The following is a 6,961-nucleotide window of genomic DNA, read 5'->3' as shown; positions in this document are numbered from 1 at the left end:
AGTAGTTGGGGGATCTCCCCCTGTGAGGATAGGACGTTGCCAGGCAACAACGCAGAAGACGATCAAGCATACGCTTGGTCGTCTTTTTTAATCGTTACTCATTTAGGAGGAATAACAGATGGCTCCTTCTCGAAAAAATCCTTTTACATTTTTAGAGGTTCTAGAACAACATGTACGTGAACATCGCGTCTCTTTTCATGTGCCCGGTCATCATAATGGTACTGTAATCGATGAGACGTTACCTAGTGCATTCGCAAAGGTCATGCCTTACGATTTGACGGAGTTGGCACATTTAGATGACTTGCACGATGCCTCTGGAATCATCGAGCAAGCTGAACAATCACTAAGTGCCTTATATGCGAGTAATAGTAAGTGGCTTGTCAACGGGTCGACCGTTGGAAATTGGAGTATGCTTGCAGCAACGGTGAAACGTGGTGAACGCGTTTATGTTCAACGGAATTCACATAAATCTGTTTGGAATGCGATTGAATGGTTAGGATTAAAACCGATTCTATTAACACCCACCATCGAACGTGGAACGGGCATTCCAACGGTCGTCACACAAAAAACGATTGAGCAGGCCATTCAATCATATCCTGGAGGAAAAGCGGTTATGTTGACGTCCCCTACGTATTATGGGGACATGGCAGACATCCGTACGATTTCAGAATATCTTTCTCCTCTAGAGATTCCGTTACTCGTTGATGAAGCTCATGGTGCTCATTTGATTCACCCTCAGTTACCGCGTCGTTCCGCAATTTTTGAAGGAGCGAGTGCAGTTGTACAATCCGCTCACAAAACGTTACCTGCCTTAACGATGGGAGCATGGATTCACTATAAAGAGGACATCAATGAAACTCGTTTAAATCATGCGTTGTCATCTTTTCAGACCTCGAGCCCTTCTTACCTGATTATGGCTTCACTAGATTATGCTCGTTCTTATCTAGAAAGCTTAACGGATGAAGTGTGGTCCGCTATTCAAAAAAGTCATGCACATTTCGTTCTTGATTTGAAGCGTGCCGGCTTTGTTGTGAAGGTCGGGGATGACTTTACGAAAGTAACGATTCTGACTTATCCGAAGAATGGCTTAATCTTTAGTCAACATCTCGCCTCAATCGGTATAGACATCGAGTTAGCAGCAGTCGATCATGTGTTACTCTGCCTGCCATTAAGGGAAATAAAGAAACAGGAAATTGAGCATTGGATTAAACTGATTAAAAAGGCATCTACGCATGTGCCGATCATTGAAGACGATGAAACGATTTTCCCATTTCCACAAACAGAACCCATATCTGAACTGTGCACTGTCACCGACATGCGCGTACAGCGTGTTCTTTTCGAGCAGTCCATCGGATCGATTTCAGCGGAGACGGTGATTCCTTATCCACCAGGTATTCCATGGATTTTGAAAGGAGAGCGCATTACAAAAGAAAAAATTCGCGTGCTCCGGGAGTGGATTTCTTTAGGAAGAAAACTTCAGGCTAGTAAGCATGTTATGATAGAGCAAATTGATGTTATTGTAGAGGAGTTTTAAAAAGTGAGCGGAATGTTTATTACGGTAGAAGGACCCGATGGATCAGGAAAATCTACACAACTTCAATTATTAGTAGAAAACTTAAAGCAAAAAGGATATGACATCGTCGTGACCCGTGAACCCGGAGGAACGACGGTCGGGAATCAAATTCGTGAAGTGTTATTGTCCCCGGATCATCATGAGATGACACCACGAGTGGAAATGATGCTCTATGCTGCTTCGCGAGCGCAAAATGTAGAACAAGTCATTCGTCCAGCGTTAGAGCGAGGGGCAATCGTCTTGTGTGATCGATTTATCGATGCATCGATTGCCTATCAAGGTTACGGATTACAGTATGAACTCGATCAGATTCAGTCACTCAATGAATGGGCGACGAACGGTCTCACGCCCGATTTGACTTTCTTGTTTGATTTGAGTCCGGAGCGGGCGAGTGCACGTATGAAAGACCGGGGACAACTCGACCGAATCGAGAGTCGTGATCAGGCATTTCATGAGCGAGTGTATGAAGGATTTAAAATGTTACTCGATCAGTATCCAGAACGTATCGTTCGCATTGATGCCGATCAATCAATCGAATGCATTCAAGATGAGGTACTTGACCATACAATTGAACGATTACAAGGAGGCGTACAGAGATGATGAAAATGGTAATTGCCATCGTACACGATAAGGATAGCGCACGTTTGTCCGATGCCCTCGTCGAACAGGATTTTCGTGCAACGAAATTGGCCACGACAGGCGGATTTTTAAAAGAAGGAAACACAACATTTATGATGGGGATTCCACAGGAGCGTCTCGATGATTTAATGGACGTGATTCAATCGAATTGCTCGAGTCGTGACCAAATGATCACCCCAATCTCACCGATGGGGGGACATGCAGATTCGTACATCCCTTATCCGGTCGAGGTACAAGTCGGTGGGGCGACGGTGTTCGTCTTGCCGATTGAAGGATTCCATCAGTTTTAATGGGAGTGGGGCAGATGCGTTTTCAGGAATTAAACGAGTCCCAAACAGTGGTTGCTCGAATCATCCAAAACTCAATCGTTACGAACAAAGTAGGCCATGCGTATATCTTCTCGGGGGACTATGAGCCATATTTAATTGATACGGCTACGTTGTTTGCAAAAGCGTTGTTTTGTGAAAGTCCCAAAGGAGCAGAACCTTGCGGCGTATGTCGAAACTGTCGACGCATGGACTCAAAAAATATTGTCGACTATATCGAAGTAGAGCCAGATGGCGCCAGTATAAAAAAAGAACAGATTCAGCAATTGCTCAGTGATTTATCGTTACGAGGTGCCGAGGGGGACCGTCAAGTTTATGTCATCCATCAAGCGCACAAAATGACGACTCAAGCAGCGAACAGTCTCTTAAAATTTTTTGAAGAGCCAGGTGTTGGCAAGCTCGCTATTTTAGTGACGACACAACCACAGCTTCTCCTCCCGACGATTCGTTCACGTGCGCAACATCTTGCTTTTCGTCCAATTAATCGTGAACAGTTGGCACAAAAGATGTCAGATGAACTGTCTTGCACGTATGATTTGGCATACCTTGCCTTAACCGTTTATTCGAAATGGGACGATGCGAAAATGGCGCTCGAGCAGGAGTGGTTTGTACAGGCGTACGGGCTAGTGGTACAATTAATTGAAGTATTGACGAAACGACCTCAAGAGTTGCTTTTGTTCGCACAAGAAAGATGGTTAGGACATTTCAAAGGACGGAATGAGTTACGGGTTGGCCTTGAATTATTCGAACATTGGTTAGAGGAGGCACTTCATTTAAAAGTGCGAGATGCATATACTCCGAAGCTATTTAAGAATGAGGCTACTTTGTACAACGCATTCATCCAAAATCGATCTGTCTCTAAACTTACACATGCGATTGAAAGCGTGCATGCGGCCATTCGACGACTCGAGGCGAACGTCAATCCTCAATTAACGTTCGAACGACTTTCGTTCGATTTGCAGAAAGGATAGAAGCGCGTGCTAGAAGTAGTTGGAGTCCGCTTTAAAGAAGCGGGAAAAATCTATTACTTTTCACCAGGCGATGCAACACTTAAACGTGGGGACCATGTCATCGTTGAAACGGTACGTGGCATTGAATACGGCCAAATTGTCCAAGTCGATAAGCAGCTCGGCGAAGACGAGGTCGTCTTGCCGTTGAAGACAATCCTTCGTGTCGCGGACCAAAAGGATGCGAATATCGTACACGATAATCGACTGGCAGCCGTTGATGCTCACGCCGTCTGTGAAGAAAAAATTCGAGAACATCAATTAGATATGAAGCTAGTTGATGTTGAGTATACATTTGATCGCAATAAAGTGATTTTCTACTTTACTGCCGAGGGTCGCGTTGACTTTCGGGAATTGGTAAAAGACTTGGCTAGTGTATTCCGTACACGAATCGAACTCCGACAAATCGGTGTTCGTGACGAAGCGAAATTACTTAGCGGGATTGGACCATGTGGTCGAGTTCTTTGTTGTTCATCATTTCTTGGGGAGTTTGAACCAGTATCCATCAAAATGGCCAAGGACCAAAATCTTTCATTGAATCCGAACAAGATTTCTGGCGTGTGTGGTCGTTTGATGTGCTGTTTGAAATATGAAAACGACACATATGAAGAATTGAAGCGCGATTTACCAGATGTCGGCAAGCGAATCAAAATTCCAGAAGGTGATGGTCGTGTAATCGGTCTTAACATTTTGGACCAACTCATTCAAGTGGAGCTCCGCGATCGGACGCGTGTCGTCACATATACGATTGATGAACTCGTCGAGGTGGGTGCGATTAAACGAAAACCGTCAAAACAGTGATGGGGTGCTGAGCAGTGGAAAGAATGGACAAAAAAGAAGTGATGATGCGAGTAGATGCCATCGAGCAACAGATGCAGCTCTTAACCGAACACTTAGGCGTATTGAAGGAACAACTCGCTTATTTGCTTGAAGAGAATCAGCATATGTATTTAGAGAATCATCACTTGCGTGAAAAAGTCGAACAATTGGCAGAAGTGGATACGGCAAATGGTGATTCACAAATCGCATTGTCTGGAAAAGGGCAGAACAATTTGGCTGCGCTGTATCAAGAAGGGTTCCATATTTGTAATCTCCATTATGGACAGGTACGAAAAGATGGGGACTGTCTCTTTTGCTTGTCGATGCTCAATAAACATTAATACGGGGCGATAGATAGGGCTTCCCTATCCATCGCCTTTCTTTTATAGAAGGAGGTAACGATGGTAACGTTTAAGGATGGAGAACGCCTTGATGATTTGCTCGGACGCCCGGGAAAAATCATTCAAAGCGATGATGTGTTCTCCTTTTCATTAGATGCGGTATTGCTCGCAGAATTCGTATGGGTCCCGATTCAAAAAGGGAAGTTGGTCGATTTATGTGCCGGGACCGGGGCAATCCCGCTCTTTTTGTCATATCGGACAAAAGGAACCATTATGGGAGTGGAGATTCAGTCAAAGCTCGTTGATATGGCGAATCGAAGCATGGCGGTCAATCGTCTTGAGGAGCGGATACAGATTGTAGAGGGTGATGTCAAAACGGCAGCGGCGCAGCTCGGACATGCGCAGTATGACGTGGTCACGTGTAACCCACCTTATTTTTTGGCGAACGACACGTCACTCCGAAATCAAAACGAGCATCATACGATTGCGCGTCATGAAGTGCTGTGTACGCTCGAGGATTGTATGAAGGCAGCAGGCCAACTCGTCAAGCCGGGAGGGAAAGTGGCGTTCGTGCATCGGCCAGAACGTTTACTCGATATCCTGACCTTGATGCGAGCGTATCGCATCGAACCGAAACGAATGCAACTCGTTTACCCGAAAGTTGGGCGCGAGGCGAATACCTTATTAATCGAGGGATCGAAAGATGGAAAAGCAGGTCTTAAAATTTTACCACCATTTGTTGTCTACGAAGAAGATGATACGTACACAGAAGCGATGCGAGCTATTCTCGATGCCTAAACATTATACGTATATTTTGGAATGCTGTGATGGCACATATTATACGGGTTACACAACGAACGTAGAAAGACGGATTCTTGCACACAATGCTGGAAAAGGTGCGAAATACACGAAAGCACGACTTCCGGTACGACTTCGATACGTGCAATCATTCGATACGAAACGGGAAGCCATGCAATACGAATGGTCAATCAAGCAATTGACACGTGCACAAAAAGAGAAGTTGATGGAGGGGACGACCAATGAATTCACAGAAGAGCTACCGAACTGAACAACCGACATTATATGTCGTACCGACACCAATCGGCAACTTAGAAGATATGACGTATCGAGCGGTACGGACACTTCGGGAAGTAGATTTGATTGCAGCGGAAGACACACGTCAAACGATGAAGCTTTGCCGTCACTTTGAGATTGCGACAAAATTAGTCAGCTATCATGAACACAATAAAGAGATGAGTGGACCAAGACTCATTGAAGACCTTCTTGCCGGGAAGTCGATTGCGGTAGTGTCAGACGCTGGGATGCCAGGGATTTCAGACCCGGGGAGCGACCTCGTTCGATTAGCGATTGAAGTAAACATCCCGGTTGTCGTCTTACCGGGGGCAAATGCAGCACTCACGGCACTCGTGGCATCGGGACTTGCGACAGAGCGATTTCTGTACTACGGCTTTTTACCTCGCAAAAAGAAAGATCGCCTCGATGTCCTTGAGACCATTCAATACGAGCCAGGAACCGTCATTTTCTATGAGGCTCCTCATCGATTGAAAGACATGTTAACGGCGATTCGACAAGTGTTCGGGAATCGACAAATCGTATTAGGTCGGGAACTGACAAAAACGTTCGAAGAATTTTTGAGAGGTACGGTGGATGACGCCTTACAGTGGTGCGAAGGCGAGGTGCGCGGCGAGTTTGTCGTCCTCGTGAGTGGAGCGAAAGAAACAGCCCCTACGACCGTGTGGTGGGAAGGACGCTCTGTGTATGAGCATGTGACTCACTATATCGAAGAAGGGATGAAGCCGAATGCGGCAATCAAGCAGACGGCGAAAGATCGTGGAGAGTCCCGGAACGATGTGTACGATGCGTACCATCAGTTGCATGAAAAAGAGTAAGCAAGGAAATCCTTGCTTACTCTTCGCTGTAGTAGTTTTCAAGCATGTTCTTCAATTCAACGAGAACACGTTGTGCACCTTCTGGTGACAAGATGAGTTTGCCGTCTGCCAATTTGAAGTTATCGTCTGATACTTCGCCCGTAACTTGGCAAGTCATGTTTGGCTTATATTTTTTCAGAACGATTTGGTCGTTGTCGACATAAATCTCGAGAGCATCTTTCTCTGCGATTCCGAGGGTACGGCGCAATTCGATTGGAATTACGACGCGGCCTAGTTCATCAACCTTACGTACAATACCTGTAGATTTCATTTGTGTTTCCTCCTCCAATGGTGTCGAAATCTCGTG

At 45.5% G+C, this 6,961-nt stretch carries 10 protein-coding genes; 9 read left to right on the top strand and 1 reads right to left on the bottom strand.

Features of this window, described 5'->3' with window-relative positions; genetic code table 11:
- Positions 1-118 precede the first annotated feature (118 nt).
- From KNP00_RS12705 to rsmI, 9 genes are read left to right on the top strand one after another with little or no spacing between them, the layout of a single operon-like run.
- On the top strand, positions 119-1,534 hold the full coding sequence (locus KNP00_RS12705; RefSeq protein WP_215145836.1) for an aminotransferase class I/II-fold pyridoxal phosphate-dependent enzyme: 1,416 nt from the start codon (positions 119-121) through the stop codon (positions 1,532-1,534).
- 3 nt (positions 1,535-1,537) lie between these two features.
- Positions 1,538-2,173, top strand: coding sequence for a dTMP kinase (tmk, locus tag KNP00_RS12700; protein WP_215145834.1), 636 nt, complete (start codon positions 1,538-1,540; stop codon positions 2,171-2,173).
- Positions 2,173-2,502, top strand: a complete 330-nt coding sequence (locus KNP00_RS12695) for a cyclic-di-AMP receptor (RefSeq protein WP_031421800.1) — start codon at positions 2,173-2,175, stop codon at positions 2,500-2,502. The genes tmk and KNP00_RS12695 overlap by 1 nt, the downstream gene beginning before the upstream one ends.
- A 14-nt stretch (positions 2,503-2,516) precedes the next feature.
- Positions 2,517-3,509 carry a DNA polymerase III subunit delta' gene (locus KNP00_RS12690; RefSeq protein WP_215145832.1) on the top strand — a complete coding sequence of 331 codons (993 nt, stop codon included), beginning with the start codon at positions 2,517-2,519 and terminating at the stop codon, positions 3,507-3,509.
- A gap of 6 nt (positions 3,510-3,515) precedes the next feature.
- A complete protein-coding gene (locus KNP00_RS12685) occupies positions 3,516-4,346 on the top strand; it encodes a PSP1 domain-containing protein (RefSeq protein ID WP_215145830.1) in 831 nt (276 codons plus the stop codon).
- 23 nt (positions 4,347-4,369) lie between these two features.
- Complete coding sequence (gene yabA / locus KNP00_RS12680) at positions 4,370-4,705, top strand: DNA replication initiation control protein YabA (RefSeq protein ID WP_215145828.1); 336 nt, start codon at positions 4,370-4,372, stop codon at positions 4,703-4,705.
- A 60-nt stretch (positions 4,706-4,765) separates the two neighbouring features.
- Positions 4,766-5,503, top strand: coding sequence for a tRNA1(Val) (adenine(37)-N6)-methyltransferase (locus KNP00_RS12675; protein ID WP_215145826.1), 738 nt, complete (start codon positions 4,766-4,768; stop codon positions 5,501-5,503).
- On the top strand, positions 5,496-5,774 hold the full coding sequence (locus KNP00_RS12670) for a GIY-YIG nuclease family protein (RefSeq protein WP_215145824.1): 279 nt from the start codon (positions 5,496-5,498) through the stop codon (positions 5,772-5,774). Before KNP00_RS12675 ends, KNP00_RS12670 begins: the two co-directional genes overlap by 8 nt.
- Positions 5,746-6,615 (top strand): 16S rRNA (cytidine(1402)-2'-O)-methyltransferase, encoded by an 870-nt coding sequence (gene rsmI / locus KNP00_RS12665; protein WP_215145822.1) that lies wholly within the window; start codon positions 5,746-5,748, stop codon positions 6,613-6,615. Before KNP00_RS12670 ends, rsmI begins: the two co-directional genes overlap by 29 nt.
- A 16-nt stretch (positions 6,616-6,631) precedes the next feature.
- On the opposite strand, the gene KNP00_RS12660 is transcribed toward rsmI, so the two are convergent.
- Positions 6,632-6,925: an AbrB/MazE/SpoVT family DNA-binding domain-containing protein gene (locus KNP00_RS12660; RefSeq protein ID WP_012727742.1), complete on the bottom strand. Its 294-nt coding sequence runs from the start codon at positions 6,923-6,925 to the stop codon at positions 6,632-6,634.
- Positions 6,926-6,961 lie beyond the last annotated feature (36 nt).

Origin of the sequence: Exiguobacterium qingdaonense, assembly GCF_018617855.1 — a bacterium.
GTDB classification, from domain to species: domain Bacteria; phylum Bacillota; class Bacilli; order Exiguobacteriales; family Exiguobacteriaceae; genus Exiguobacterium; species Exiguobacterium qingdaonense.
Note: the sequence above shows the minus strand (reverse complement) of the source record. Positions and strands in the feature narration are given on the sequence as shown.

Excerpts from the sequence above, each read along its gene's own strand:
- yabA (WP_215145828.1), top strand. The coding sequence starts at position 4,370 with ATGGACAAAAAAGAAGTGATGATGCGAGTAGATGCCATCGAGCAACAG.
- KNP00_RS12675 (WP_215145826.1), top strand. The coding sequence starts at position 4,766 with ATGGTAACGTTTAAGGATGGAGAACGCCTTGATGATTTGCTCGGACGC.
- KNP00_RS12670 (WP_215145824.1), top strand. The coding sequence starts at position 5,496 with ATGCCTAAACATTATACGTATATTTTGGAATGCTGTGATGGCACATAT.
- KNP00_RS12660 (WP_012727742.1), bottom strand. The coding sequence starts at position 6,925 with ATGAAATCTACAGGTATTGTACGTAAGGTTGATGAACTAGGCCGCGTC.
- KNP00_RS12705 (WP_215145836.1), top strand. The coding sequence starts at position 119 with ATGGCTCCTTCTCGAAAAAATCCTTTTACATTTTTAGAGGTTCTAGAA.
- KNP00_RS12695 (WP_031421800.1), top strand. The coding sequence starts at position 2,173 with ATGAAAATGGTAATTGCCATCGTACACGATAAGGATAGCGCACGTTTG.
- KNP00_RS12690 (WP_215145832.1), top strand. The coding sequence starts at position 2,517 with ATGCGTTTTCAGGAATTAAACGAGTCCCAAACAGTGGTTGCTCGAATC.
- rsmI (WP_215145822.1), top strand. The coding sequence starts at position 5,746 with ATGAATTCACAGAAGAGCTACCGAACTGAACAACCGACATTATATGTC.